The organism is Streptomyces sp. NPDC055243 (assembly GCF_044544025.1).
GTDB lineage: Bacteria > Actinomycetota > Actinomycetes > Streptomycetales > Streptomycetaceae > Streptomyces.
In genome coordinates this window covers 1-23,952 of sequence record NZ_JBITWR010000024.1, presented here as the reverse complement: position 1 = coordinate 23,952, position 23,952 = coordinate 1, and the positions used below count along the sequence as shown (strand labels likewise).

Genomic DNA, 23,952 nt, shown 5'->3' with positions numbered 1-23,952 from the left:
CCAGAGCCTAGTCCGGGACGGGGAGCGGGCCGACGAGTTCGAGACTGGTTCGCCAAGTGTCAGACCCGTCTGGTTCGCTTGAGTCATGGAGATTCTCTGGGTGCTGATGGCAGCGATCATGATCGGGGCGGTGCTCGGCCCTGTCCTGCTGCGCAGGCGCGGCGGAATCCGCCAGGTCGCCCCCGGTTCACCGGACGCCGCGGACCCTGCCGACTACGGCTTCGCGCGGCAGGAGGAGCTGGACATCCGCATGCCGGGACCGGACCGCGACCTCCTGGACGTCCTCGACGTGGTCCAGCGGTCGCAGAGCTGGCAGGCGGCCTCGCAGCTGCTCGCGGGCACGGAGGTGCACGGCGAGGTGCGCTGGCAGCGCGTGCAGGCGTTCGCGGGAGCGGCCTCCCTGGAGCTCCAGCAGCGCCCCGGCGGGGTCGGCGACCAGCCCGGCGGGCAGTGGCTGCGGGTGTGGCGGGCCGAGGCGCCCAAGGACGCGGGCGGCGCGGCGGTGCACGCGGAGTTCCTGGTCCAGCAGGCCTGGAGGTCGTCCACGTCCGGGACGGACGAGTTCCGGATCATCCTGGAGGAGGCGAAGGAGGCCTGTGCGCAGGCGGCGCTGCTCTCCCCCGGGGACCCCGTGCCGTACATCATCGAGCTCTCCATCGCCCGCGGCCTCGCGTACCCGCGCGAGGAGTTCGAGCAGCTGTGGCTGAAGATCCTGGACCGCGCGCCCGCGCACATGGGGGCGCACCTGGCGGCCCTGCACTACTGGTGCGAGAAGTGGCACGGCTCGCGTGAGCTGGCGAACAACTTCACGGAGGCCGCGGCGGCCCGCGCCCCCAAGGGCTCGCTCCTGGCCGGACTCCCGCTCTTCGCGGTGTACGAGCACCTGCCCGAGGTCAACATGGTCAGTGGTTTCTACGAGAGCGAGGTCGTACGCAAGGCCATGGAGGGCGCGCTCTACGCGGTGCACTCCGCCCGCCCGGACGACCCGATGCTGGCGCACGTCCGGCACCTCCTGATCTTCTTCCTGGTCCGCAGCGAGCGGTGGGCGGAGGCGATGAACCAGCTGATCCACGTGGACGGCCACGTCGGCGCCCTGCCCTGGACGGTCTCCGCCGACCCGGCCGCGGACTACGCGGTGTACCGCGCGCTCGCGGTCGCGGGGTACGAGGCGAACGGCGGCAGCCCGGCGACGCTGTCGCACTGAGACGGAATGCGTTTGGTGCCGAGAGCGTTGACGCGGGAGCGAAAGCCCCGCACAGAAAACGCCCGGCCCCACCCCACACCGCCTCACCCCGCCTCACCCCGTTCCGCCCCGTTCCGCCCCAGGAGGACAGCTCCATGCTCTTCGGCCGTACGCCCGAGCTCCCCACCCCCGAGCAGGCCCTGAAGGGCCGCGCGACCCCCGAATTCGAGGTCCCGTCCCGCCACACGGTCCTCGGCAACCCCCTCCTGGGCCCCTACCCCGAGGGCCTGGAGATCGCGGACTTCGGGCTCGGCTGCTTCTGGGGGGCGGAGCGCAAGTTCTGGCAGACGGAGGGCGTCTGGACGACGTACGTCGGCTACCAGGGCGGTTACACCGAGAACCCCTCCTACGAGGAGGTGTGCTCGGGCCTGACCGGCCACGCCGAGGTGGTCCGCGTGGTCTTCGACCCGACCCGCGTCTCGTACGCCGCGCTCCTGAAGCTCTTCTGGGAGTCCCACAACCCCACGCAGGGCTTCCGCCAGGGCAACGACGTGGGCACGCAGTACCGCTCGGCGATCTACACGCACTCCGCCGACCAGGAAGCGGGCGCGGTGGCATCCCGAGACGCGTACCAGCAGGTCCTCACGGCGGCGAGGCACGGCGAGATCACCACGACGATCCTCCCGGCAGCCTCCCGCCCGTTCTGGCCGGCGGAGGCCTACCACCAGCAGTATCTTTCGAGCAGCAAAAACCCGGACGGGTACTGCGGCATCGGCGGCACTGGCCTTGAGCTGGACAGCCCGTCTGAGACGAACTGGGGACGGGCTTGCCCGACGGGGATCGCCCCGGCGCCTCAGGCCTCGGAGCAGTAGGCGTTCAGCTCCCCCTCGACGAATCAGACTGCGCCGCCGACTGTGAGTCAGTACGGCGGCACAGCCGCTCCACGCATCGTTCAAGCTTGGTGACTGCGCAAGGCGCTAGCCGTCCTCAAGCCATATCCGGCCATACCGCCCGCTTAATGCGTGAACCATCAAGCTCCTCGCCACGATTACAAGCATGGCGACTTCGGGGGCAAGAGGCAGTCTGCTTGGCGGTCTAGGGCAATGGTGGGGCGTCTTGGCTGGCGCCCTACTCATCGCAGCGTGGATCAATGAGGCAGCAGGCCCGGCAGCGATCATCGCCCTGTCCGGCGTCGTCCTCCTCTGGTCCTTCTTCCAAGCCCCGGTGACTTGCGGAGCTCCCGTCAGAGGGCGGAAGGACGGCTGCCGCAACAACGCAACCGGCATCCTCATGGGCTGCCATATCCACCAGCATCGATGGCAAAAGCTCAAGATGCTGATCTTCCGACGGCGAGTACGTGAGTTCTGCTCAGGCCTGTTCTCAGATGGCAAGGCCACCCTCGTCACGTTGGCAGCGGCAGGAAGTTTCCTGTCCGGCCTAGTGGCACTGATACCTGGCGTCGCCGCGTGACGTGCTCCAGGTACCGGGCGCTCGCCTCAGTGTCCGCACCCGGTGCCATTTGGCGAGAACGGGTGACTCCCTCAGGGGGTGATCGTTGCGGCTGTGTCTCGGACAAGAGCGGACAGGCCTACCGGCACTCCCGAGGTTCGTTCGACGACCCGCAATGCGTCTCTCAGGAGAAGTCGGTTCCTCCCCGAGGTGATGGTGCTGAGGAGAGGTGAGATCTCTTGGATTTCCTCTTCAGCTTCCCTCCACGCCTTGGCTCTTGCGTAGCTGTGCAAGAGCTCAATGCGGTACAGCATGACGCCCCGCGGTGTTGCATGTTCGAGTGCGCTTTGGAACTTGAAGATCGCCGCGTTCAATTCCGCGAGACTCAAGAGGGCATGCCCTGAATGCCCTCCAATTTCCTGCTGGTTCACCCACCATGCCCATTTGGGATCACGTGGGCTCAGAGATTCTTCTGCTCCCCCTCGGGCTGCGTCCAAGTCGGTCAGAGCTCGCTGACGATCTCCTATCTGAGCGAGTGCCCTGCCTCGCCTGACGCGCGCCAGAAGTGCTACTCGCGGAGGGATCCGGGGCTGCGCCAACAGCTCATCGGTGATGCGTCGCACCCCTCCGGGACGGCTGCATTCGGTGTCCAGCATGGCAAGCATGTCCAGGGCGAACCACTCCATGGGCCGCTCTCCAGCATGCCGGGCCAGCATGTGTGATTCGAGGAACGCATTACGGGCCGCTACCCAATCACCGGAATCAAAGAGCAGCCATCCGGCGACTTCAGCAGCTTCTGCTAGGGCGGCCACATAGCCTCGCTGGGCCGGTTCCGGGATCTCCCCGGCATCAAGTTTGCGCTGTGCGGACTGCCAAACCTGAACTGCTACGGGCGCTACGGCATCTCCGCCATAGTGGTCAGCGTGCTTAAGGATGTGTTCGGCACTGGCTTTCATGTGTGCGATGTCGGAAGCTGGGCCCGGCGGCTCATTCGGTGCAACGGGTGCGGAATCTCGCACCAACTCCCCATCCGCCTGGAGGAGTTTGTCCAGTGCCTCGGCAAGTTGCGCTGAAGGGCGCTGGTGGCCGTTGGCGACGCGGGAGATATAGGCCACGTTGTAGTTGAGGGCGCGTGCAGTGCCCCTCAGGGTCATGCCTCTCTCCGTGAGGAGTGCGCGGAGCCGTGGGCCGAATTCGGCGCTCATGTGCTTCCCCTGGTGTTGACCGTTCTCTCCAGAGTAGCTGTCAACGGCTGTCAACTCCCGGCAGCGCACATCACGCGACAAGGATGGCGAGACAGACCCCGGCGACCGTGCGACCGGCCCCGGGGTGTGGTCAACGCTGATTGGAGCGCCGACATGCCGGACTGTATCGCTCGCATCTTCGAGTCGTTGTTACGGATCTTGCGTCCCTCTGCGGGGCGCCACCGGACTCCTGAACTGCCCCTGCCTGTTCCGAGCGTCGATGCGCCGCCCCGACCGCTGCCGCGCGTGCCTGTGCTGCGCGGTGAGGACATCGGATTGGTGCGCCCGTACCTCGTCGCCTTCGAGCGGCGGCAGAAAGAGCGGCGGCAGAGGGCGCGGCGGCGTGAACTGTGGCTGGCCGAGCACGGCGTGGATATCGGTCCGCGCCTGATTCATGGGGTCGAGGTGACGGCATGACCATTCAAACGCGGGTGCTGCCGTGGTCGACGCTGGAAGGAAATCCCTGCGTCCTGGTGGGCCCGGGCACGGGCTTCGTGTCGCGGCTGGCCGACAACACGGAAAGTGTGCAACTGGGCATGGCCGGTGATCTCCTTGGGCACGCTGCGAACGTGATCGCCGACTCCAAAGCCACGCCCGAAGAACTGCGCTTCGTGGCGGCCCGGCTGACCGAGTCGCTTCGGGAGGTTCAACGGATCGCGGAGAGCCGGGGTGATCGCCTGGCCGCATCGGATCATCCTGACGTGGACGATGGTGATGAAGGGCCGCAGCCTTCCCCGGGAGCGACCGGATGAGAGGGAGACGCGTTCCGCGGGGCCGGTTCGTGCCGCTCGAATGGACGCTGGCAGCCATGCCCGGCTCGGACGTGCGGCATGTCGGCACGTGCCTTGCCTGTAGTGAGCGCTCGGTGGACTCGGCTGATCCGGGTGAGGCGCAGTTGTGGTGTCTCAGGCACGCGGGCCTGACGCGCCATACCGGCTTCGAGCTGACGGCGTTCCAGTTCTTCAGTGCCGTGATCACTGATCCGGCGGTTGAGGAGCGTACCTCGACCTAGAGCAGGGCGGGGCTGGCGTGGCCTCACACTTAGTCCCGTCCGTTCCGCTCCCCCGGTATGGAGTGGGGAGAGCGGTAGGCGCTAGTTCCCCCGTCCTGCCGCTGTGGCCCCGGTTCTTCCGCCCCTGCGGGAGAACCGGGCCGTGCCGTGCGCAGCGGGCGGTCCTCATCAGGGTGTGGACCTGAGCCGGGGTTGTGGTGTGCGGTGACCTCGCCGCCGGCCGTAGAGGCTTTGGGCGGGAGCTGCCATGGGGCGAGTGAACAGGGGGCCTTACGCTCGCCAGCGAATCGGGCAGTCCTTGGGACCTGCCCGCAATAGCCCGATCGGCCCCCTGTTCTTCGAGGCTCGCCCCATGGCGGCTGCCTAAAGCCTCGAAGGCCGTCGGCCCCAGCCGAGACCTGGGTAAGCCCCGGTTACTGCTCTGGTGGGCTCTGGGGTCGCCTGGTGCGGGGTTCCGCTCGGGGAGGGGCTCAAGGCCTGAAGCCGTCCGCCGTGGCTGCCGCTTCTGGTCGCTGAGATGGGACAGCGGCAGGGATGCGGTTGCTGTTCACGTCGCGGGGTTGCCTGCGGTCGCCGGGTGGTGGCCGTGCGGACGGGACCGGCCGAAGGCCGCACGCCCGGCCGGTGCGGCCGAAGCCACCCGGCGCGCCGCAGGCGCGCCCTTGAGTAAGTGAAGACAGTCTCCGCCACCCCTGCCCCGCAAGGTCCGATCGCGGGCGTCTGGGGAAGCGCACAGCCTGGGTGCGGCACGAGCTGATGAGGCGCGATCCCTCCGGCCTCGGCGCGGGATTCCCGTCTCCGTGGTGTCCTCCCTGAGACTCGCCCGGGGATATATCCGGGGGTCATTGCCAGTTCCAACTCATAGAATGTAAGGGCAAGTTGAACGCGCCTGAACTGGGCGCCTGTGATCAAAGCGCCCTGTTAGCGCAGAGGAGAGAACCGCTCATGGATACACGCAACCTACTTCCCGACTTCCGGCTTTGGAGGCCGCGTCATGTCTGCCGAATTCGACGCCAGCACCACACGCAATACCCGTCCGTCCGCATCGACGTCCGCCCCGCAGGAACGCTCGGCGGAGCTGGAACACGAGAAACGAATGCAAGCCCCCTCAGAGGTGGACCGTGACGTCATAAGAATCGTCAGTGATCCACTGTTCTCTCGCTGGTTAGAGCAGATCGAAGCGATCGGCGGCTGCGCTCATCCGGTGCACCTGTCCGGCTCCACCACCACATGGGACACCACGACCGGTGAGGCAGTTGCCGCCTACTCGACAGCGGATGAGCCCGGCGAACGGCTGGCCGTGCGCTGCCGCAACCGGCGTTCCTCGGTCTGTGCGCCGTGCTCGTATCAGCATGGCGGGGACACCTTCCACCTGGTGCGCTCCGGCCTCCTCGGCGGCAAGGGTGTGCCCGATCAAGTTAGAGGCAGGACCCGCCTGTTCGTCACCCTGACCGCGCCCTCCTTCGGGCTGGTCCATCGCGAGGGAGAGCGGTGTCGTCCTCGTCGGGATGATCCCCGGTGCGAGCACGGGCAGCGGCTCGGTTGCTCCCGTCTGCACGGTGAGGATGATCCGCTGGTGGGTCGGCCGCTGTGCGCGGACTGCTACGACTACGTGGGGCACGTGCTGTGGCATGCGCACGCGGGGCGGCTCTGGGACCGGTTCACCACTGGTGTGCGCCGCTTCCTGGCGTCGGTTGGCGGGGTGTCTCGCTCACGGCTCGGTGAGCACCTGGTGGTGTCGTTCGCGAAGGTCGCCGAGTATCAGAAGCGGGCTGCGGTGCACTTCCATGCCGTCGTCCGCCTCGACGGTCCGAGTGGCCCCGGTGACCCGCCCCCGGACTGGGCCACGGGTGGACTGCTGACTGACGCGATTCGGGCGGCTGCCTCGTCGGCCAGTGTGCGGGTGCCCGAATCACAGGCGTACGGGACTGAACTCCTTTCGCTAGGTGCTCAGCTGGATGTCCGGCCGATCCAGGCGTTCGGCGATGACGACGGCCTGAGTGATGATGCGGTGGCCGCCTACGTGGCCAAGTACGTGTCCAAGGGAGCCGCTGACACGGGGGCCGGACTCGATTACGCGGTGCGGAGTCTGACGGACATCCGCGCTGCGGTCGTCCCGCCTCACATCCGGGCCCTGATGGGCACCTGCTGGCGCCTGAGCGGCCTGGTGGAGCTGGCACCCCTGCGGCTGCGTGCGTGGGCTCACACGCTCGGCTACCGGGGGCACATCCTGACCAAGTCGCGCCGTTACTCGACCACATACGCGGCACTGCGCGAGGAACGGGCCGACTACGTGCGTGGCGGCCCCAGACCGGACGACGATCCGAACCTGTTCAAGGAATCTGCCTGGCGCTACTTCGGCTCCGGCTACACCCCGGGCGCCGCCCTCTTCGCCGCAGGCATCGCCGAAGATCTCGCGCAGTCCCGGCAACTGGCTCGGGAAGCACGGGAGGACGAGCTATGTGAGGGGTCGGGGTGGAGAGAATGACTCACCCGAACCCTCGGGAATGGGGGAAGGCGCAGGCTGCGAAAGCACCAGCTTGGAGCGAAGAGCGTTGGCGCCGCATATCAACGATTCTCGGCGTCGACCTAATCGATGAATGTGACGGAAAGCGAATCCACCATAAGGGCCATCGGCCACGCCGACTCGGCTAAACAACAGATGGAGGGAGCGCTAATAGTCGCGCTCCCTCCATCTGCATGTTGCTCTATCCCTCGGTCCACTTGGGGTCGAGTAGGTCAGGATTGAACGGGCGCCTTCCCCCTCCGCCCACAGGCCGAACGATCACAGCGTGAAGCGCCTCGCGAATGAGCGCACGCTTTTGCGCCATATCGAGCCTGCCTGACTCCCACTGCTCCCGAACGTCCTCAGTCACCACCGAAGCCCGCTGAACACGCAAGGCATGCTGCGTGCGCTCCTTGCGCAGTTCCTTGATGCGGGACTCCATCTTGTGGTTCTCAGGGAAGAACAGCTCATCCGAGATCTGGTCCTCCTGCCACGCCTGCAACATCTTCCGCTGCTTGGCCATCAAACGGTTGAGCTCGTCCTCTCCACCCCACACAGAGTCCGTCTCGCTCTTGACGGCCGCACGCTCCTCCAGCTTCGCGAGTACGGCCTCCGTGATGTACTCGTCCACCTTGGTTCCATTACGGGCGCTACCCCCGCAACCACCCATGGACCGACTCGGGCACTGATAGAGGTATCCACCTGATAGATCTGCCCTGGTGCTCGCCCTCAAGGGAGCGTTGCAGATCTGCCCGTCCGCCTTCGGCTTTCCGCATCGGAGAATCCCGGTCAGAAGATGTGAGGGAGTCCGGTAGTCAGTAATTGTGCCGTCGGCCTTGATGTTGGGGCCAAGCCGAGCGGAAAAGAGGGCATCGATAGCCATCCACTCTTTCGGCGTGATGATGGCTTCCCACTGCCCGACCACTGGGACACCGCCAGCATCTCTGACCAGGTCCCCGTTGTGCCTTCTCCATCCACACAATCGAGGATTCCAAAGGGAAAGTTTCAGAGATCGGCTTCGCCACACGTTTCCGTGAACGGTCCTCACACCCTCATCACTCCATTCGGCAAGGATGGAGTGGAGCGACCTTCCCCCGATCACGTCGCGCGCCGCCTTGGCCAACAGAGCAGCTTCCTCCGGCTCAAGCGTCCGCTTGTCAGCCTTCCAACCGAACGGCCGCGTACCGCCAACGGGAATGCCTTGCTCGGCGCGACGACGGTGCGAGCGACGCGTGCGCCGCTTGATCTTGCGCACTTCCGCCTTCGCGATGACGACTCCGAACAGGCCCATGGACTCGACGTCCTCGTTGTAGAGGTCCTTGAGCCCCTTGGCGTCCGCGTAGACCCGGCCGTCCTCGTACGTCAGCGCGTCCACGAATCGTTCGTAGTCGCCGACCCGCCTCACCAGTCGGTCATCCGCGACGACGATCGCTCCACGTACCTCTTGGCCGTCCGGGAGCTGTCCGGCCTTGAGGGCCTTCAACATCCCTTCGAAGTCCGGCCGTACGACATTGGCCTTCGCTGCCGAGAGATCGTTGTCTGTGTAGTAGTGAACGATCCTCAGGCCGAGCGCTGCCGCAGTCTCGTCGTTGACGTTGTGCTGGTCCTCGACCCCGTGGCCGTCCCTCTCCAGGTCAGCCGAGATCCTCGCGTAGGCCACCACCGGGACTAACTGATCGCCTTTGATCATGTCGAACTCCCCCTGCCTGTCGGGCAGTTCTAATACTGCCCGAAAAGCAGAGGTACCACCAGCAGTACCTCGACAAGAACCCCGACGGCTACTGCGGCATCGGCGGCACGGGCCTGCAGCTGGACAGCCCCTCGGAGACGAACTGGGGCCGGGCCTGCCCGACAGGGATCGCCCCCGCTCCCGCTCCCACGGCGGAGTAGCGGCAGGGCGGCGGCGCCGGGCAAGCTCTCTCAGGACGGTTCGTCGGGCAGCATTCCCAGCTGCCCGAGAAACTCCATCTCGTCGAAGTAGAGCCGGTAATCGACGATCCGGCCGTCCGCCACGGTGGCGATGTCCACCCCGCGGATCCTGACCTCCTTCTGGGTCGCGGGAAGGGTCTCCCCGGACGGCAGACGCAGCGGCCCGATGTTCCTGCCGCTGAAGATCCCCTCGTCGATGGCCGTGTCACCGGCCTCGTACGCGTGCAGTGTCTCGAACGTGGCCTCGGGGACCGCCTCCGTCATCTGCCGCCAGTACTCCACGATGTTGTCGCGGCCGCGGATCTCCCCCTCGTCCGGGGTGAGGGCGACCGCGTCCTCGGCATACAGCTCGCCGATGGCCTTGAGATCCGGGTGGGTGGTGAGCGCGTCCGTGAGCCGGTCCATGACGTCACGTGCCTGTCCCATGATCCGCCTCCTCAACTGAGGATCACCCGCTTTCATTTTCCCACCGAGGCGGCGCACCAGCAGATCGGCGGACGGTCCGGACGGCCGGGCGGGCATCCGCTCTGCCCTCGGCGAATCTGCTGCGGGGCGACAGGCCTTACGCGGCAGGGACGGTCGGCCGAAGGTGGTGGGACAGAACAGCGCGGCCGACAGGTCAGCCGCCGCTCCCACCGTCAGGAGGACCAACGATGCCACCCATCGTCCACGCCACTGCCCCGCGAGCCTCCGAGGGCGAGACGCCCTCGACTCGGTTCGACGATCATCTGGCCGCGCAGTTGCTGACCCAGCGGATCGTCTTTCTGGGGACGCAGGTCGACGAGGTCTCCGCGCATCGCGTCTGTGCGCAGATGCTGCTGCTCTCCGCCGAGGACCCGCGGACCGACATCAGTCTCTACATCAACAGCCCCGGCGGCTCCGTCACCGCCGGGCTCGCCATCTACGACACCATGCAGTTGATTCCCAACGACGTGTCGACCCTTGCCATGGGGTTCGCCGCCAGCATGGGGCAGTTCCTGCTGGCCGTGGGCACCGCGGGCAAGCGGTACGCCCTGCCCAACGCGCGGATCATGATGCACCAGCCCTCCGCCGGCATCGGCGGCACCACCGCCGACATCGCGATCCAGGCCGAGAACCTGGAGTTCACGAAGAAGGCCGTCGAGCGGATCACCGCCGCGCACACCGGGCAGTCGCAGGAGACCATCTCGCGTGACGGTGATCGTGACCGGTGGTTCACCGCCGAGCAGGCCAAGGAGTACGGGATGGTCGACCGCGTGCTCGACTCGCTCGCCGATGTGCGGCCCGCCGCCACCAAGCCGCGGATGGGACTGGGGGTCTGACATGAGCCAGTACACGATTCCGACCGTCGTCGAGCGCACCCCGCAGGGAGAGCGTGCCTACGACGTCTTCAGCAGGCTGCTCTCGGAGCGGATCATCTTCCTCGGCACCGAGATCGACGACGGCGTGGCCAATGTCGTCATCGCGCAGCTGCTCCACCTGGAGTCCTCGAACCCCGAGCGGGAGGTGGCCATTTACATCAACTCGCCGGGCGGGTCCTTCACTTCGCTCATGGCCATCTACGACACCATGAGCTTCGTCCGCGCCCCCATCTCGACCTTCTGCGTCGGGCAGGCCGCGTCCACCGCCGCCGTGCTCCTCGCCGGTGGCGATCCCGGGCGGCGGTTCGTCCTGGAGCACGCGCGCGTACTGCTCGGGCAGCCCGCGAGCGGCGGGCAGCAGGGCACCGTCTCCGATCTCACCCTCCAGGCCAAGGAGATGGTGCGGATCCGCTCGCAGGTGGAGGACGTCCTGTCCCGGCACTCGGGGCACGATGTCGCCACGCTGCGCGCGGACATGGACCGCGACAAGGTGTTCACCGCCGAGGACGCGGTGGCGTACGGACTCGCGGACGAGGTGCTCAGCCGGCGGATGCTCGCCGCGGCCTAGGTGCCGGAGAGCCCCTACGCCGCCAGGCGGATGTCTCCCTGGCGCGGTCGCGTCGACTGCGTCTGGCGGGTCAACTCGGTCTGCGCCAGGGAGAGAAGGTCCGCCAGGCTCAGACCCAGGGCGTGCGCGCCGGCCGCGAGGACTTCGGACGAAGCCTCCTTGCGGCCGCGCTCCACCTCGGAGAGGTACGGCATCGAGATGCGGGCCGCGTCGGCGACGTCCTTGAGCGTCCGCTCCTGGGCGAGGCGCTCGCGGCGCAGCACGTCACCCACCACGTCCCGCCACAGGGGCTCTTTCACCTTCGGTGACACGGGAGTTGTGCGCACCGGGGCGGCGGGCCGGTGCGGCGGCGCCCCCGCAGTGCGGGGGCGCAGCGGGATGACGCGGGCCTGCCGCTCCACCGTCGGGGGCTGCTCCACCTTCGGGGGCCGCTCCGTCTTCGAGGCCTGCTCCGGCTCGTGGTACCGCTCTTGGCTGCTCACCTTCTCAGGGTAGGAGCCGCCCCGGCCGCCAGCCAGCGATCAGCGTTCCGCCCCGGGCGAACGCCCCGCCGCGCGGCGCCTCACGTCAGCGCCTCCGCCAACGCCGCCGTCGCCTTGACCACCCACGCCGGGTCCCCGTGCCGCAGCCCCCAGTGCGCCGCCGTCACCGCCCGCGCCTGCGCCCACCTCCGGGCACGCTCCCGGTCGACCTCCGCCGCGTCGGCGAAGACGGCGAGGCGGCGCAGGGCCGCCGCACGCGGATCGGGCGCGGTGAGCAGGGGCTCGAAGCGGGTGCGCAGCAGCGTGATCGAGTCGTACGCCGGGTCTCCGACATAGCCCTTGGGGTCGATGGCGAGCCAGGGTTCGCGTTCCGACCTCAGTACGTTGGTGAAGTGCAGGTCGCCGTGGACGAGGGTGTCCGGCTGGTCCCGGCCGAGTTCACGGACCGTCCCGATCGCCGCGGCGACCACGGGGGCGGGCAGTGGTGACCCCAACTCCCGGTCCTCGTCCCGCAGTTCGCGCTCCCACTCGGCCACGAGCGAACTCATCCGCGGCAGCCCCGCGGGCGCGGGCACCGCGAGCCGGCGCGCGAGCCGCCCGGCGACGGTCACCGCCTCGTCGGTGTCCTCGACGTCGGCGAGAGACCCTGCCCCCGGGCCCGAGCCCGAGTCCGGGCCCGCTCCCGCACCCGCCCGCTCCAGCAGCATCGCGAACCGCGCGTCCTCCCGCTCGTACAGCCGGACCGCGCCCCGCCCCGCCCACACCGCGAAGGCGTCCGGCTCGTGCGCGTTGCCGGGGTGCGGGAAGGAGATCTTCAGGACGGCGGGCGTCCCGTCGTACCGCCGTCTCACGGGGACGACGATGCCGACCTGCCCGTGCGTGACCGCTTGTGTCGGCTCGCAGTCCCAGCGCGTGAGCAGTTCGCCGGCCAGCTCCGGCAGGGTCGCGAGCCACGCGCGGCCCCGATCGCCCTCCCGCTGGACCGTGCCGAGCGCGAAGCCCTCTGGTACCTGAATGGGTGTCCCGATCATCCCGGCACCCTAGCGAGGGCGGCGCGGCCGGCGGATGGTTACCGTTCACCCATGCCCCTCGCTGAAGCCCCCGACGGCACCGCCCTGCACTACGAAGTCCACGGCTCCGGACACCCCCTCGTCCTGCTCGGCGGGCAGTCCAACAGCCACCGCTGGTGGGACCCGGTGCGGGACGACTTCGCCGCCGCGTACCGCACCGTCGTCCTCGACTGGCGCGGCACCGGCGAGAGCGGACACCCGGAGACCGACAGTTACAGCACCCCGGGCTTCGCCCGCGACGTCGTCGCCGTGCTCGACCACGCGGGCATCGACAGCGCGCATGTGTACGGCACGTCGATGGGGGGCCGTGTCGCCCAGTGGATCGCCGCCGACCACCCGGGGCGGGTCGACCGGCTCGTCCTCGGATGTACGTCACCGGGGGCGCCGCACGGCATCGAGCGCGGCCCCGAGGTGCGTGCCGCCCTCAGCCAGGCCGACGCCTCGGCCGCGCGCCGCGCCCTCATGGAGCTGATGTACACCCCCGGCTGGATCGCCGAGCGGGAACGCGGCTCGCAGAAGCCGGTGTTCCACACGCTCGGCGATCCGGCGATGCCCCCGCACGCCCGGCGCCGCCATCTGCGGGCCAGCGCCCGGCACGACTCCTGGGACGCGCTGGCGCGGATCACGGCGCCGACGCTCGTCGTGCACGGCACGGACGACGTGTTCAACCCGACGGCCAACGCGCCCCTGCTCGCGGACCGCATTCCCGGGGCCCGGATGCGGCTCATCTCCGGTGCGCGGCACGCGTACTTCGAGGAGTTCGCGCGGGAGGCGACGCCCCTGGTGCTCGACTTCCTGGCGGAGGGGCCAACAGCCGCAGGCGCCTAGGACCCGCTGCCGTACGGCTTGGTGAGGATCTCCAGGACGTGGCCGTTCGGGTCGTCCCAGTACACGCCCCGGCCGCCGTCGTTGGTGTTGATCTCTTTGACGATCTTGTGCTGCGGGTCGGCCCAGTAGGTGAGTCCCGCTTCCTTGATGCGCCCGAAGATGGCGTCGAACTCCTCATCGGAGACCAGGAAGGCGTAGTGCTGGGGGGTGATCGGCGCGTCGTCGCCCTCGCCCTCGTAGTAGTCCAGCGTGACGCCGTTGGGGATCTCCACGGGGGTGAACGGGCCGTACTGGGGGCTCACTTCGAGGCCCAGGATGTCGGCCAGGAACTGAGCGGACGCCTTCTTGTCCTTGGCGGCGACGATGGTGTGGTTGAGCGCGATGGTCATCGTGCGACCTCTTCCTCTGCGTCTGAAGTGCCCGTGTTGACGCCCACCACACTAGGCACGGGCCGCGCCCCCGACATCGGTCACACGGCCCCCCACCTGCTGCGCAATGTGTCCTAGGGCCGCGGGCCGAGGCGAGTTCCGGCCACACGGCCACACGGCCACACCGCCGCCCGCCCACACCCCGGGCGGAAACGCCGTCGCCCTGCTGTCCCTTTCGGGGCAGCAGGGCGACGGCGGTCACGTCCTGGTTCACACGCCTCGCTGAAGGCGGCCGATCAGACCGGTCAGATCGTGGCCGTGTCGATCACGAAGCGGTAGCGCACGTCGCTGGCGAGGACACGCTCGTACGCCTCGTTGATCTTGTCGGCGTCGATCAGCTCGATCTCCGCGCCCAGGCCGTGCTCGGCGCAGAAGTCCAGCATTTCCTGGGTCTCCTGGATGCCGCCGATGCCGGAGCCCGCGAGGGTCTTGCGGCCCGCGATGACGGAGAAGAGGTTGAGCGAGACGGGCTCCTCGGGGGCGCCGACGTTCACCATGGCGCCGTCGGTCCGCAGCAGGCTCAGGTACTTGTCCAGCGGGAGCGGGGCGGAGACCGTCGAGACGATCAGGTCGAAGGAGGCGGTGAGCTCCTCGAAGGTCGCGTCGTCGCTGGTCGCGTAGTAGTGGTCGGCGCCCAGCTTCAGGCCGTCGTCCTTCTTGCGCAGGGTCTGCGAGAGGACGGTGACCTCGGCGCCCATCGCGTGCGCGATCTTGACGGCCATGTGGCCGAGACCGCCGAGGCCGACGACGGCGACCTTCTTGCCGGGGCCCGCGTTCCAGTGCGCGAGCGGGGAGTACGTGGTGATGCCCGCGCACAGCAGCGGCGCGGCGACGTCCAGGGAGAGGCCGTCGGGGATGCGGACGGTGAAGGCCTCGTCCACGACGATGTGCGTGGAGTAGCCGCCGTAGGTGGGCTCGCCGTTCTTGTCGAGGGCGTTGTACGTGCCGACGTTGCCCTTGAGGCAGTACTGCTCAAGACCCGCCTTGCAGTTCACGCACTCGCGGCAGGAGTCGACCATGCAGCCGACGCCCACGCGGTCGCCGACGGCGAACTTGGTGACGGCGGAGCCGACCTCGGTGACGACACCGGCGATCTCGTGGCCCGGGACCATCGGGAAGATGCCCTCGCCCCAGCCGTCGCGGGCCTGGTGGATGTCCGAGTGACAGATGCCCGCGTACTTGATGTCGATCAGCACGTCGGACTCGCCCACCGGGCGGCGCGGAATGGTGGTCCGCTCCAGGGGGGCCTTGGCGGACGGGGCGGCGTAGGCGGTAACGGTGGTGGTGCTGGTCTGTGCGGTCATGTCCTCCACCGTGCCAGGCGTGCGGACATCTACCCAGGTCACAGCTCTGCCTACGTCCAGTGGTCCTACTACTGGTGGGGACAGGCTCGTACCCCCGCGAGCCCTGATACTGGGAAGCATGGACGACCACGCCCAGCACTCCCCCGCCCCCGAGCCCCTCGACGGCCGCGCCGAGCTCAGCGAGTTCCTGCGCACCCGCAGGGCCCGGTTGCAGCCGGAGGACGTCGGCCTGCCGAACTTCGGGCGCCACCGGCGGGTGCCGGGCCTGCGCCGCGAGGAGCTGGCGCAGCTTGCGGGGGTCTCCGTGGCGTACTACACCCGTCTTGAGCAGGGCAACGGCCGCAACGTCTCGGGCGAGGTCCTGGACGCGATCGCCCGCGCCCTGCGCCTCACGGACGCCGAGCACGCCCACCTGACGCACCTGGCCAAGCCCAAGCAGCACAAGAAGAAGCGGGCGGCCCGCCCCCAGCGCGTGCGGCCCGCGCTGCTCCAGCTGATGGACGCGATGGACGGCGTCCCCGCCTATGTGGTCGGCCGCCGCTCGGACATCCTCGGCTGGAACCGCATGGCCGCCGCGCTCTTCGGCGACTGGGGCACCATGCCGCCCGAGGAGCGCAACTGGGCGCGGATCTGTTTCCTGCACCCCGAGTCGCGTGTGCTCTTCCGTGACTGGGAGCAGAAGGCGTCGGACATCGTGAGCTTCCTGCGGATGGACGCGGGCTGCTTCCCGAACGATCCGCTGCTCTCGGCGCTGGTCGGCGAGCTCTCCGTGAAGAGCGAGGAGTTCCGGGGCCTGTGGGCCACGCACGACGTGCGGGAGAAGGGCCACGGCGTCAAGCGCCTGCACCACTCCCTGGTGGGCGACATGACCCTGTCGTTCGAGACGCTGCGGCTGCCCGACGACCACGACCAGTCACTGGTGACGTACCACGCGGAGCCGGACTCGGCGTCGGCCGACGCCCTGCGGCTGCTCGCCAGCTGGGGCGTGGACGCGACGCGCACCGGCACGGCGGGCGCCGGGAAGTAGCCGTCCCGGGCGCCCGCCCCCGGCCGTCACGGCTGGTAGGGAGGCGCCGCGCCCCAGTTCCACAGCGGCACCGGCTGGTCGGTCGGGCGGCTGGCCTCCGGTCCCGAGAAGTAGACCGCGAGCCGGGTGCCCCACTCGATGTAGGCGAGGAAGGCGGACCGGAACTCGGCGTCCGTCGGCAGGCCCGCGTCGTCCGCCGCGTCCTGCATCAGGTTGACCCAGCGGCGGCGCTGCGGCTCGGTGATGCCCTTGCCGAGGTGCTTGCCGACCATCTCGGAGTGGCCGCCGTGCTCCTGCGAGTAGGCGGCGGGGCCGCCGAAGACCTCGCCGAGCCACTGGGCGACGTGCCGGGCGTGCTCGGCGGGCAGGCCCTCGAAGAGCGGTGCGAGGAGGTCGTCCTTGAGGACCTTGGCGTAGAAGATCTCCGTCAGGCGCTCGAAGTTCTCCTCGCCGCCCGCCCACGCGTACAGGGTCGGCGTCGACGCGCCCTTGCCGCGCACGGCGGTGGGCGTGTAGTGGCGCATCTCCTCGATGTTCTCGACGTACGGACGGATCTCCGCGAAGAAGTCGCGGAAGAGCTCCGAGCGCCGGAAGCCCTCCATGTGGTCCTTGGTCGACGTCCAGGTGATGCGCAGGACGAAGTGCTCGAAGTCCTCCTCGCAGCGCGTCAGTTCGTAGTCGACGCAACTCGGCGCCGCGGCCAGCGGGACGGCGGCGCGGGTGTACGCGGAGAGGAACTCCGCGGAGAGCTCGGGCGGGATGCGGTAGCGGATGTACTCGACGGTGTGGACGGTCATGTGACGTCGGCTTCCTGTGCGGTGGGTGGTGCCGGCACGCGTGCTCCCCAGTCCCACAGCGCCTGCAGGACCGGGCCGAGTTCTTTCCCGTGGGGGGTGAGTTCGTAGGTGACCGTGGGGGGCCAGCCGGGCGTTCTGGTGCGCAGGACGACGCCCGCGGCGACCAGCTGGGAGAGCCGCTCTGTGAGCACCTTGTCCGACAACTCCGGCAGCGTGGAGGCCAGTTCGCTGTACGCGTAGGAGTCGACCCGCAGCATCTCCCGGACGATCAAGGTGGTCCAGCGGCCGCGCAGGGCGGCGAGGGCGATCTCCACAGGGCAGCCGGGCGCGGGTGCGCCGACGCGGGCCATCGGGTCGTCCGGGAGCCCCTGCACCGCGCCCTGCCCCACCCCCTGTCCCACCCCCTGGCTTACCGTTCGGTGAGTCACGGGAGCGCCTCCTACTGTTGCCGGCACAGGCCCGCTCCAGGGCCCTTCCCGGAGGGTTGCACATGACCGCCACGGCTCTTCCCACCCGTCCCCAGGATGTCCCCGCCGCCTTCGCCGAGCGGTTCAACAGCGGCGATCCGCAGGCGGTGCACGAGCTCTACGAGGAGAACGCCGCCTTCGTGCCGCAGTCGGGCGACACGGTGCACGGACTCGCGGACATCGCGCGGGCGAACGGCCCGTTCCTCGCGACCGGCCTGCCGATCTCCGTGCGCCCGCGCCAGGTGCACATCTCCGGCGACATCGCGCTGCTGGTCGTCGACTGGGAGATCGAGGGAGTCGTGAGCTCCACGGCCACAGACGTGGCACGCCGCGGCGCCGACGGGTACTGGCGATACGTGATCGACAGCCCCTTCGGCGCCGCGGTTCCTGCCTAGTCAGCGCGTGGTGCGGCTAACTTGCCCGCCTCACTCGCCTCACCTGCCTCACTTGCCGTAGTACGCGTTGTAGATCGACAGCGTCGACTTGTTGCCCTTCTTGTCCGCGATCTTCGCGTGGAAGGAGATCCCCTTGCCCGCGGCCGGGTTCTTGACCTTGATCTTGCCGCCGCTGACGGTGGCCTTCTTCCAGGTCTGGCCGTAGTCGTACGACACGTACACCGCGAGGGACTTGAGGTTCGCGCCCGCGGCCGCGCCCTGCACCGTCACCGGCACGGACTGGGTCTCGCCTGCCTTGGCCTTGCTGCTCAGGTCGACCGCCGGGGCGAACCGTGCCGTGGAGACCGGCAGCTTCGCGTTGTCGGCCTTCTTGGAGCGGAACGTCCAGGCGGCGTCGATGCGCGTGGAGGCGGCGGCCACCTTGACGCTGCGCTTCACGGACGTCGACAGCTTGTACTCGGCCTCGGCCGCGGGGACCTTGAACGTGGAGCCGCCGGCCAGCGGGTCCTCGTTCTCGCCGATCTTGGTGGAGCCCTTGTGGAGGGTGGTCTTCACCGAGGTGTAGAGCGAGGAGCCCACGTGCGTCTTGCCGTCGGCGAACAGCGGCAGAGAGCCGCCGATCTCGTTGCCCCGACGCGTGACGCCGTACTCGCCGCCGATGCGCGGGCCGAAGACGGCCGTGTTGAACGTCTTCTCGTAGCTCTTGCCCGCCTCGAACTTCTGCGCCGCGCCCAGCGTGTAACCGGCGTCCGTGATCGGCCAGCCGTCCGGGTCGACCCCTGCCTGCTGCTCGAAGTACAGGCCCCACTTCACGGCGTCGGCCGTGGACAGGTACAGCGTCCGGGTGCCGGGCAGCGCCTGCGGAACGTTGATCGAGGAGCCGCCCGAGCTGCCCGGGAGGTATCCCAGGGCTCCGATCGTGCCCTTCTTGCCCTTGGCCGAAGCGCCCAGGTTCGCCTTCACCGTGGCCAGTTCGGAGGCCTTGAAGTGCTTGGTGTAGCCCGTGGCGACCTGCTTGACCTTGCCGCCGATCACGGTGTCGTACTCGGCGTCGTCACCCTTGACCCAGTGTCCGTTCCACTGCTGGTAGAGCGACCCGTCGGTGACCTGCGGACCCAGGTGCGAGGTCCGGAAGTCGGTGTACGAGTCGAGGAACCAGCCGAAGGAGTAGCTGGTGTGCGGTGTGTCGACCGTGAAGTCCGCCAGGGCGAAGGACGGCTTGGCGTCCGCGGCCGGGACCGTGAAGTCGACCGGCTTGCCCTTGCGGGCGTCCAGCGTCACCGTCGTGTCCTTGGTGACGCTGAGCTTCGGCTGGGCGATCCAGTCGGCGCCCTTGGTGAAGTCCTCCGGGTCGGCGAACATGCTGGTGTTCAGCAGGTAACCGCCCTTGGGGACACGGACCTTGACCGTGCCGGAGGCGTCGTGGGGGTTGAAGGACTTCCGGGTGGCGAGCCCGGAGACACCCTCCAGGTCGCTGTCGTAGTACTTCGGGGCCTGTCCGTCGCGCCCGATGTGCTTCAGCGTCAGCTCGTACGACTCGACCTCGCGCTCGACCGCGGCCGCCGTGCGCACGGTCTGGCCGCCGCCGGTCGCCACGACATACGCGGAGTACGCGCCGTCGACGGTGCCGCCGAGCTTGGTGTCGATGGTCAGGTCGACCGCCGCCGTGCCGCCCGCGGGGACCTTCACCGTCTTCGCGCCGAGCTTGAAGAAGCCCGCGGGGGCCGGGGCGCCCTTGGGGTTCGTGCCCGTCGCCGTGAGGTCGAGGGTGACGTCCTCCTTGCCGAGGTTCTTGTACGTCACCTTCTTCGTGGCCGGCTTGTCGTCGGTGTGCGGCCACTGCTGCGCCTCGAAGGAGAGCGACACCGGCTCGGCGACCACCGACTGCTTGATGGCCTTGTCGAGCGCGATGCGTCCCGAACCCTGCTGGAACGGCGTGTACTTGCCGCCCTTCGTGGACGCGGTCAGCGCGCCCTTGAGCTCGGCGTACTTCCACTCCGGGTGCTGCTGCTTGAGCAGGGCGGCGGCGCCCGCCACGTGCGGGGTCGCCATCGACGTACCGGAGATCGTCAGATAGCCCTCGGGCTTCTGACCGACCTCCTGCTCGATGACGCTGCCGGGGGCCGCGGCCGCGGTGATGTCCACGCCGGGGGCGGTGACGTCGGGCTTGATGGCGCCGTCACCGACGCGCGGGCCCTGGCTGGAGAAGTCGGCGAGCTTGTCGTTGTCGTCGACCGCGCCGACCGTGAGGGCCGCGTCCGCGCTGCCCGGGGAGCCGACGCTGCCGGGCTCTCCGTCGTTGCCCGCGGCGATCGCGAAGAGGATGCCCTTCTCCGCGGAGAGCTTGTCCACCTCGGCTTCGAGCGGGTCGACACCGGGGGTGTCGCCGCCGCCCAGGCTCAGGTTCACGACGTCGGCGCCCTGGTCGGCCGCCCACTCCATGCCCGCGATGATGCCGGAGTCGTCGCCGTAGCCGTTGTCGTCAAGGACCTTGCCGTTCAGGAGCTTGGCGCCGGGCGCCACGCCCTTGAGCTTGCCGCCCGACTTCGCGCCGGTGCCGGCCGCGATGGAGGCGACGTGGGTGCCGTGGCCGAAGCGGTCCTTGGCGTCGGCCGCGGTGGTGAAGTTCTTCTCGCCGACGACCTGGTCCTTCAGGTCGGCGTGCGTGGCGTCGACGCCGGTGTCCAGGACGGCGACCTTGACGCCCTTGCCGTCGAAGCCCGCCGCCCACGCCTTGTCGGCGCCGATCTGCGGCACGCTCTTGTCGAGCCTCGCCTTGCGTACGCCGTCCAGCCAGACGCGGCTGACGCCGGACGCGGTGGCGGCGCCCTTCTCGGCCACGAGCGCGGACCACAGGTCGCCCGCGTCCTGCTTCGGGGTCGTGATGGCGTCGGCGTTCAGGGACTTCAGGGTCCTGCGAACCGTGGTGTCGCCCGCGGCGCGCACATCGGACCTGGCCCCCGCGGCGGCCCCCTTGTAGCCGACGATCAGCTTGAGGCCCTTCTTCTGGGCCCTGCGGTTGTCCTTCTTGCTCAACTCGGTGATGTCGAACAGACGCTGGTCCAGCTTGCCGGTGGCTATCAGGCGCTGCGCGTCGGCCGGGATCACGAGCGTGTGCCCGCCGACCCGCTTGGTCATGACGGGGATCCGCTCCCGCCCCTTCGCCCGCTCGAAGCGGGTGACGCGCCCCTTGGAGTCGGCGGTGACGCGGTCGCCGGTGATCAGGGTGATGCGGTGCGTGGTCCGTTCGGCGCTGTCGAGACCCGCGGCATGCGCGGCCGCCGGGTTCGCGTCCGGCGCCTGCTTCGCCGCCGATGCCGGGCTGGTCATGCCCGCGGCGAGGGCCACGGCCGCCGCTGTGGCGATCGTGGCCCCGTAGGCTCTCTTCACTTGTCTGCGCAAGTCTCCCCCTGGAGGTCAAGGGGCTCTCGCCCCTGGACGAGGAAGTATTGCCCAGAGTCGAACATCTGCTCAATAGTGCGTCAGAAGTTCAATAGCGCGCCAGAAGTGGTGAGTTGGTCACTGCGCGGCCTGCTCCGTGACCTCGATCCGCCCGCGCCGGATCGTCGCGAGACGCGGTGCCTTGCGCGCGATGGCGCTGTCGTGCGTGACCATCACGAACGTCAGGCCGTGCTCCTTCCAGAGCCCTTCGAGCAGGTCCATGATCTCGTCGCGCATGGACTCGTCGAGGTTGCCGGTGGGCTCGTCTGCGAGCAGCACCTTCGGCCGCTTGACCAGGGCGCGGGCGATGGCGACGCGCTGCTGCTGGCCGCCGGAGAGCTCGGCGGGCAGGTGACTGCGGCGTTCGCCGAGGCCCACGGACGCCAGGGCGTCGGCGGCGCGTTCACGGCGGTCGGCGGCGCGCAGGCCCAGCGGCACGAGCGCCGTCTCGACGTTCTCCTGGGCGCTGAGCGTGGGGATCAGGTTGAAGGACTGGAAGACGAAGCCGATCGACTCGGCGCGGACCTTGGTGAGCCGCGCCTCGGGCAGCGCCGCCAGGTCGACCCCGTCGAGCTCGACGCTGCCGGACGTCGGCCGGTCGAGCCCGCCGAGCATCTGCAGGAGCGTGGACTTGCCGCCGCCCGTCGGACCCTGGATGACGAGCCGGTCACCGTCGCCGATGGCCAGGTCGACTCCGGCGAGCGCGTCGACGGTCTCCTTGCCCCTGCGGTACTGCTTGGTGACGCCTCTGAGCTGATACATGGTGTGACTCCTGCGATGCGTAAGGGGGTTGGCGGCGTGAGCGGCGGTCGCTTGGCCTCCTACTCGACGCGGCGCAGGGCGTCCGCGGGCCGCAGCCGCGAGGCACGCCAGCCGCCGAAGGCGCCCGCGATGAGACCGCCGGCCACGGCGAGGCCGACGGCGAGCGCGATGGTGGTGGCGCTGACCGGTGCGGTCAGCGAGATGTCCAGGGCCTTGGACGCCGACTCGCTCAGCGCGGCGCCGGGGCCCCCGCCGCCGGGTCCGCCGCCCATGCCGCCGCCCGACTGCCCGCCGGCCGAGCCGAGCCGGGCCGTCAGGGTGGGGCTGATCGCCGTCACCAGGTACGCGCCGCCGAGGCCGACGGCGATGCCGAGCACGCCGCCCACCAGGCCGTTGACCACCGCCTCGCCGATGACCTGCCGGGTCACACGGCCGCTCTTCCAGCCGAGCGCCTTCAGGGTGCCGAACTCCCGTACGCGACGGCTGACCGCCGACGAGGTGAGCAGCCCCGCGACCAGGAAGGCGGCGACGAGCACGGCTATGGAGAGCCACTTGCCGACGCTGGACGCGAGGTCGGAGGCGGTGGAGAGCGAGCCCGAGACGGTGTCGGCGAGGTCGGCCGACGTGGTCACGGTCGTCCCGGAGACGTTCTTCTGGATGGCGCTCTTGACCGCGTCGATCCGCTGCGAGTCCGCGGCCTTGACGTACACCGTGGTGATCTTGTTCTTCGAGTCGGCGAGGGTCTGGGCGCGCTTGAGCGGCAGGTAGAGGTTGGCCGCGGCGTCCCCGCTGTCGGGCGTCGCGATGCCGACGACCTTGATCTTGGTGCCGGAGATCGTGACGGTGTCGCCCACGGAGAGCTTCTTCTCCTTGGCGTACGACGCGTCGGCGACGGCCACCTTGGCGTCGGACTCCGACCCCGTGAACGTACGCCCCTCGCTGATCTTGGAGGAGGTCAGCGGGCCCAGGTCGAGCTTGCCGACGTCCGTGCCGTAGACGCTGTAGGAGTCGACGTCGAAGTCGGCTCCGCCGCCGCGCACCTGCCCCTCCTGCTGGTCGCTGCCGCCGCCGGGCGGCCGGCCCTTGCCGGTGGAGCCCGGCGCCTGCTCGAACTCGCCCCGCTCGAACTGGCCGTTGACCTTCATCACCCGCAGGCTGAGACCGCCGACGGCGTCGGCGACACCGCTCTGGCCGTCGACCTTGGCGACGGTGGACGAGGACAGCGTCTGGAAGCCCTGCACCATGACGCGGTCGCTGCTCTGCTCCTTGCCGTCCTCGTCGGCGTCCTTGGCGTCGAACTTGAAGCGCGGGCGCCCACTCTGGCCGCCCTCCTTGGGCGGAGTGGCCGCCTTGGTGACGGTCATGTCGGTGCCGAGCCCGTAGAGCGACTCCAGGACCTTGCCCTGCGCCTGCTTCATGCCGGACGACACGGAGCTGACGACGATGACCAGCGCGATGCCGAGCGCGAGTCCGGAGGCCACGACGAGGGCCGCTTTTCTGCGGCGGCGCAGCTCGCGCCTCAGGTAGGTGAAGAACATGAGCGTGAAGCTAAGTACGCGCCGTGATGAACGGATAAGGGCGGCATAAGAGAAAGATGAGAAGCCCGAACGGCGGGGGGGGGGGGCCCCCCGGGGGGGGGGGGGGGGGGGGGGGGGGGGGGGTTGGGGGGGGGGGGGGGGGGGGTGGGGGGGGTGGGCTCCCGGGGGCGGGGGGGGGCCCG

Annotated in this window: 24 protein-coding genes and 1 pseudogene; 13 read left to right on the top strand and 12 right to left on the bottom strand. The window is 69.2% G+C overall.

What is annotated here, in order from left to right; all coding sequences use genetic code 11:
- The first annotated feature begins 85 nt into the window (after positions 1-85).
- From ACIGXX_RS40670 to ACIGXX_RS40660, 3 genes are all read left to right on the top strand, one after another.
- Positions 86-1,204 (top strand): hypothetical protein, encoded by a 1,119-nt coding sequence (locus ACIGXX_RS40670; RefSeq protein WP_351170595.1) that lies wholly within the window; start codon positions 86-88, stop codon positions 1,202-1,204.
- A 134-nt stretch (positions 1,205-1,338) separates the two neighbouring features.
- The gene (gene msrA / locus ACIGXX_RS40665; RefSeq protein ID WP_351170598.1) at positions 1,339-2,055 is read left to right on the top strand and encodes a peptide-methionine (S)-S-oxide reductase MsrA; all 717 of its coding nucleotides are present in this window, start codon (positions 1,339-1,341) and stop codon (positions 2,053-2,055) included.
- A gap of 184 nt (positions 2,056-2,239) precedes the next feature.
- A complete protein-coding gene (locus ACIGXX_RS40660; protein WP_351170601.1) occupies positions 2,240-2,653 on the top strand; it encodes a hypothetical protein in 414 nt (137 codons plus the stop codon).
- Positions 2,654-2,724: 71 nt separating this feature from the next.
- On the opposite strand, the gene ACIGXX_RS40655 is transcribed toward ACIGXX_RS40660, so the two are convergent.
- Positions 2,725-3,837 carry a helix-turn-helix transcriptional regulator gene (locus ACIGXX_RS40655; protein WP_351170603.1) on the bottom strand — a complete coding sequence of 371 codons (1,113 nt, stop codon included), beginning with the start codon at positions 3,835-3,837 and terminating at the stop codon, positions 2,725-2,727.
- Between the two features lie 153 nt (positions 3,838-3,990).
- Here ACIGXX_RS40655 and ACIGXX_RS40650 point away from each other — a divergent pair, with 153 nt between their 5' ends.
- From ACIGXX_RS40650 to ACIGXX_RS40635, 4 genes are all read left to right on the top strand, one after another.
- Positions 3,991-4,293 (top strand): hypothetical protein, encoded by a 303-nt coding sequence (locus ACIGXX_RS40650; RefSeq protein ID WP_399983666.1) that lies wholly within the window; start codon positions 3,991-3,993, stop codon positions 4,291-4,293.
- On the top strand, positions 4,290-4,628 hold the full coding sequence (locus tag ACIGXX_RS40645; RefSeq protein ID WP_399983663.1) for a hypothetical protein: 339 nt from the start codon (positions 4,290-4,292) through the stop codon (positions 4,626-4,628). Before ACIGXX_RS40650 ends, ACIGXX_RS40645 begins: the two co-directional genes overlap by 4 nt.
- A 29-nt stretch (positions 4,629-4,657) precedes the next feature.
- A complete protein-coding gene (locus ACIGXX_RS40640; RefSeq protein WP_351170611.1) occupies positions 4,658-4,888 on the top strand; it encodes a hypothetical protein in 231 nt (76 codons plus the stop codon).
- Between the two features lie 1,096 nt (positions 4,889-5,984).
- On the top strand, positions 5,985-7,376 hold the full coding sequence (locus tag ACIGXX_RS40635; protein WP_399983816.1) for a replication initiator: 1,392 nt from the start codon (positions 5,985-5,987) through the stop codon (positions 7,374-7,376).
- A gap of 220 nt (positions 7,377-7,596) precedes the next feature.
- On the opposite strand, the gene ACIGXX_RS40630 is transcribed toward ACIGXX_RS40635, so the two are convergent.
- Positions 7,597-9,084: a recombinase family protein gene (locus ACIGXX_RS40630; protein ID WP_361472779.1), complete on the bottom strand. Its 1,488-nt coding sequence runs from the start codon at positions 9,082-9,084 to the stop codon at positions 7,597-7,599.
- 47 nt (positions 9,085-9,131) lie between these two features.
- Here ACIGXX_RS40630 and ACIGXX_RS40625 point away from each other — a divergent pair.
- Positions 9,132-9,284 (top strand): annotated as a pseudogene (locus ACIGXX_RS40625) (peptide-methionine (S)-S-oxide reductase); the annotation flags it as partial.
- A 30-nt stretch (positions 9,285-9,314) separates the two neighbouring features.
- Here ACIGXX_RS40625 and ACIGXX_RS40620 read toward each other — a convergent pair.
- A complete protein-coding gene (locus tag ACIGXX_RS40620; protein WP_399983660.1) occupies positions 9,315-9,749 on the bottom strand; it encodes an ester cyclase in 435 nt (144 codons plus the stop codon).
- A gap of 227 nt (positions 9,750-9,976) precedes the next feature.
- Between ACIGXX_RS40620 and ACIGXX_RS40615 the strand changes: the two genes are divergently transcribed.
- Complete coding sequence (locus ACIGXX_RS40615; RefSeq protein WP_351170620.1) at positions 9,977-10,624, top strand: ATP-dependent Clp protease proteolytic subunit; 648 nt, start codon at positions 9,977-9,979, stop codon at positions 10,622-10,624.
- A 1-nt stretch (position 10,625) separates the two neighbouring features.
- A complete protein-coding gene (locus ACIGXX_RS40610) occupies positions 10,626-11,231 on the top strand; it encodes an ATP-dependent Clp protease proteolytic subunit (RefSeq protein ID WP_351170623.1) in 606 nt (201 codons plus the stop codon).
- Between the two features lie 14 nt (positions 11,232-11,245).
- Here the strand turns inward: ACIGXX_RS40610 and ACIGXX_RS40605 are convergent, their stop codons facing one another.
- Positions 11,246-11,632 carry a helix-turn-helix domain-containing protein gene (locus ACIGXX_RS40605; protein ID WP_399983813.1) on the bottom strand — a complete coding sequence of 129 codons (387 nt, stop codon included), beginning with the start codon at positions 11,630-11,632 and terminating at the stop codon, positions 11,246-11,248.
- A gap of 161 nt (positions 11,633-11,793) precedes the next feature.
- A complete protein-coding gene (locus ACIGXX_RS40600) occupies positions 11,794-12,744 on the bottom strand; it encodes an aminoglycoside phosphotransferase family protein (RefSeq protein WP_399983655.1) in 951 nt (316 codons plus the stop codon).
- A 51-nt stretch (positions 12,745-12,795) separates the two neighbouring features.
- On the opposite strand from ACIGXX_RS40600, the gene ACIGXX_RS40595 reads away from it, so the two are divergent.
- Positions 12,796-13,611, top strand: coding sequence for an alpha/beta fold hydrolase (locus ACIGXX_RS40595; RefSeq protein WP_366464634.1), 816 nt, complete (start codon positions 12,796-12,798; stop codon positions 13,609-13,611).
- Here ACIGXX_RS40595 and ACIGXX_RS40590 read toward each other — a convergent pair.
- Positions 13,608-14,000 (bottom strand): VOC family protein, encoded by a 393-nt coding sequence (locus ACIGXX_RS40590; RefSeq protein WP_351170632.1) that lies wholly within the window; start codon positions 13,998-14,000, stop codon positions 13,608-13,610. The two genes, ACIGXX_RS40595 and ACIGXX_RS40590, sit on opposite strands and share 4 nt — an antisense overlap.
- 284 nt (positions 14,001-14,284) lie before the next feature.
- Positions 14,285-15,343: an NAD(P)-dependent alcohol dehydrogenase gene (locus ACIGXX_RS40585; RefSeq protein WP_351170635.1), complete on the bottom strand. Its 1,059-nt coding sequence runs from the start codon at positions 15,341-15,343 to the stop codon at positions 14,285-14,287.
- Between the two features lie 118 nt (positions 15,344-15,461).
- Between ACIGXX_RS40585 and ACIGXX_RS40580 the strand changes: the two genes are divergently transcribed.
- Entirely contained in the window at positions 15,462-16,370 is a 909-nt protein-coding gene (locus ACIGXX_RS40580; RefSeq protein WP_351170638.1) for a helix-turn-helix transcriptional regulator, read from the top strand.
- Positions 16,371-16,396: 26 nt separating this feature from the next.
- Here ACIGXX_RS40580 and ACIGXX_RS40575 read toward each other — a convergent pair whose 3' ends face one another.
- Together ACIGXX_RS40575 and ACIGXX_RS40570 are read right to left on the bottom strand one after the other, a co-directional pair.
- Positions 16,397-17,167 carry an antibiotic biosynthesis monooxygenase gene (locus tag ACIGXX_RS40575; protein ID WP_351170641.1) on the bottom strand — a complete coding sequence of 257 codons (771 nt, stop codon included), beginning with the start codon at positions 17,165-17,167 and terminating at the stop codon, positions 16,397-16,399.
- The gene (locus ACIGXX_RS40570) at positions 17,164-17,595 is read right to left on the bottom strand and encodes a helix-turn-helix domain-containing protein (protein ID WP_351170644.1); all 432 of its coding nucleotides are present in this window, start codon (positions 17,593-17,595) and stop codon (positions 17,164-17,166) included. The genes ACIGXX_RS40575 and ACIGXX_RS40570 overlap by 4 nt, the downstream gene beginning before the upstream one ends.
- 62 nt (positions 17,596-17,657) lie before the next feature.
- Between ACIGXX_RS40570 and ACIGXX_RS40565 the strand changes: the two genes are divergently transcribed.
- Positions 17,658-18,029: a nuclear transport factor 2 family protein gene (locus tag ACIGXX_RS40565; RefSeq protein WP_351170647.1), complete on the top strand. Its 372-nt coding sequence runs from the start codon at positions 17,658-17,660 to the stop codon at positions 18,027-18,029.
- A gap of 48 nt (positions 18,030-18,077) precedes the next feature.
- Here the strand turns inward: ACIGXX_RS40565 and ACIGXX_RS40560 are convergent, their stop codons facing one another.
- The 3 genes from ACIGXX_RS40560 to ACIGXX_RS40550 form a co-directional block, all read right to left on the bottom strand.
- Entirely contained in the window at positions 18,078-21,419 is a 3,342-nt protein-coding gene (locus tag ACIGXX_RS40560; protein WP_399983646.1) for a S8 family peptidase, read from the bottom strand.
- A 129-nt stretch (positions 21,420-21,548) separates the two neighbouring features.
- On the bottom strand, positions 21,549-22,232 hold the full coding sequence (locus ACIGXX_RS40555) for an ABC transporter ATP-binding protein (protein WP_351170654.1): 684 nt from the start codon (positions 22,230-22,232) through the stop codon (positions 21,549-21,551).
- 59 nt (positions 22,233-22,291) lie between these two features.
- Positions 22,292-23,770, bottom strand: coding sequence for an ABC transporter permease (locus tag ACIGXX_RS40550; protein ID WP_399983641.1), 1,479 nt, complete (start codon positions 23,768-23,770; stop codon positions 22,292-22,294).
- Positions 23,771-23,952: the final 182 nt, after the last annotated feature.

Coding starts and splice junctions, on each gene's coding strand:
- ACIGXX_RS40650 (WP_399983666.1), top strand. CDS start 3,991: ATGCCGGACTGTATCGCTCGCATCTTCGAGTCGTTGTTACGGATCTTG.
- ACIGXX_RS40575 (WP_351170641.1), bottom strand. CDS start 17,167: ATGACCGTCCACACCGTCGAGTACATCCGCTACCGCATCCCGCCCGAG.
- ACIGXX_RS40595 (WP_366464634.1), top strand. CDS start 12,796: ATGCCCCTCGCTGAAGCCCCCGACGGCACCGCCCTGCACTACGAAGTC.
- ACIGXX_RS40615 (WP_351170620.1), top strand. CDS start 9,977: ATGCCACCCATCGTCCACGCCACTGCCCCGCGAGCCTCCGAGGGCGAG.
- ACIGXX_RS40655 (WP_351170603.1), bottom strand. CDS start 3,837: ATGAGCGCCGAATTCGGCCCACGGCTCCGCGCACTCCTCACGGAGAGA.
- ACIGXX_RS40555 (WP_351170654.1), bottom strand. CDS start 22,232: ATGTATCAGCTCAGAGGCGTCACCAAGCAGTACCGCAGGGGCAAGGAG.
- msrA (WP_351170598.1), top strand. CDS start 1,339: ATGCTCTTCGGCCGTACGCCCGAGCTCCCCACCCCCGAGCAGGCCCTG.
- ACIGXX_RS40635 (WP_399983816.1), top strand. CDS start 5,985: ATGCAAGCCCCCTCAGAGGTGGACCGTGACGTCATAAGAATCGTCAGT.
- ACIGXX_RS40565 (WP_351170647.1), top strand. CDS start 17,658: ATGACCGCCACGGCTCTTCCCACCCGTCCCCAGGATGTCCCCGCCGCC.
- ACIGXX_RS40550 (WP_399983641.1), bottom strand. CDS start 23,770: ATGTTCTTCACCTACCTGAGGCGCGAGCTGCGCCGCCGCAGAAAAGCG.
- ACIGXX_RS40600 (WP_399983655.1), bottom strand. CDS start 12,744: ATGATCGGGACACCCATTCAGGTACCAGAGGGCTTCGCGCTCGGCACG.
- ACIGXX_RS40630 (WP_361472779.1), bottom strand. CDS start 9,084: ATGATCAAAGGCGATCAGTTAGTCCCGGTGGTGGCCTACGCGAGGATC.
- ACIGXX_RS40580 (WP_351170638.1), top strand. CDS start 15,462: ATGGACGACCACGCCCAGCACTCCCCCGCCCCCGAGCCCCTCGACGGC.
- ACIGXX_RS40585 (WP_351170635.1), bottom strand. CDS start 15,343: ATGACCGCACAGACCAGCACCACCACCGTTACCGCCTACGCCGCCCCG.
- ACIGXX_RS40670 (WP_351170595.1), top strand. CDS start 86: ATGGAGATTCTCTGGGTGCTGATGGCAGCGATCATGATCGGGGCGGTG.
- ACIGXX_RS40660 (WP_351170601.1), top strand. CDS start 2,240: ATGGCGACTTCGGGGGCAAGAGGCAGTCTGCTTGGCGGTCTAGGGCAA.
- ACIGXX_RS40590 (WP_351170632.1), bottom strand. CDS start 14,000: ATGACCATCGCGCTCAACCACACCATCGTCGCCGCCAAGGACAAGAAG.
- ACIGXX_RS40610 (WP_351170623.1), top strand. CDS start 10,626: ATGAGCCAGTACACGATTCCGACCGTCGTCGAGCGCACCCCGCAGGGA.
- ACIGXX_RS40645 (WP_399983663.1), top strand. CDS start 4,290: ATGACCATTCAAACGCGGGTGCTGCCGTGGTCGACGCTGGAAGGAAAT.
- ACIGXX_RS40620 (WP_399983660.1), bottom strand. CDS start 9,749: ATGGGACAGGCACGTGACGTCATGGACCGGCTCACGGACGCGCTCACC.